The organism is Okeania sp. (genome assembly GCF_983059655.1).
This window is the reverse complement of record NZ_CEZPJD010000883.1, coordinates 1-1180: the sequence shown is the minus strand read 5'-3', so window position 1 is coordinate 1180 and position 1180 is coordinate 1. Positions and strand designations below refer to the sequence as shown.

The window sequence follows — 1180 nt, the reverse complement described above, 5'->3', positions numbered from 1 at the left end:
TCTGTAAATCATGATTTCTTGACACAGACCGTTGGATAGATTTAACTAAGTCCTGAGAATTATCAAAATTTTCTTTATCAGACTTACCATTACGCTGACTAAGAAAATCAAGCTTTACCAAGCCAACAGATTCATCAGTAGAGTTATGCTTTTGACTTTTGACTTTTGACTTTTGACTTCCATGAAGCAGTTGACGAAAATTACGTTCCACCTCAGCCACTACTACTAAATGCTCTTCTCCAGCAACCTCCACTGAAAAGCCGGCCACACAACCTGGTCTAATCATGGGATGACTTTGCTCTACTGTCCATTCAATGTCTTGAGGGTAATGATTCCGACCATTAATAATAATCACATCCTTCAGACGACCCGTCACAAATAATTCCCCACCCTCCAGAAACCCTAAATCTCCAGTTCTCATAAATGGCTCTTTTCCTGGAGCTTCAGGTAAATAAGCTTCAAAAGTCTGCTTTGTTTCTTCTAGTTTGCGCCAATAACCCTCAGCAATACTTGGCCCCGATACCCAAATTTCTCCAACTTCACCCTCAGCACAGAGAGTTAATTTTTCTGGATGGACAATTTTAATCTGTTGGTCTGGCAAAGTTTGACCGCAGCCAACTAATGTTTTTGTTGCTTCAGTTTCTGAAGTAATTGAAATAATCTGATTTTGTTCTAATGCGTTAGTCGCAATAGTAGTTTGAACTGGTGGGGCAAGTTTATCGCCTCCAGAAATTATCAGGGTAGCTTCTGCCATACCGTAACAAGGATAAAAAGCTTCTCGACGGAAACCACAAACTTCAAAAGTTTTGGCAAATCTTTCTAAAACTTGGGCACTAATAGGTTCAGCACCATTAAATGCCACTTCCCAACTACTTAAGTCCAAATTTTGCATCTGTTCGGCCTTAATTTTACGGACACACAAATCGTAAGCAAAGTTCGGTCCGCCACTTGTAGTCCCTTGATGTTGAGAAATAGCTTGTAGCCAACGTATTGGACTTTGCAGAAACATTAACGGAGACATTAAAACTACTGGAAATGCTCCATATAAAGGTTGTACTATCCCGCCAATTAAACCCATATCGTGATAAGGAGGCAGCCAAATTACTCCTTTGCTTTCTACAGAATGTCCAAAACATTGATGAATTAGGCTAGAGTTATGCAAAAGATTACTGTGAGTAAT

1 protein-coding gene is annotated in these 1180 nt (G+C 39.7%); it reads right to left on the bottom strand.

Annotated features, from left to right (window positions below; translation table 11 throughout):
* A partial coding sequence (locus tag AC3DU7_RS29710) for a fatty acyl-AMP ligase (protein WP_488042845.1) occupies positions 1-1180 on the bottom strand: 1180 nt, incomplete at both ends.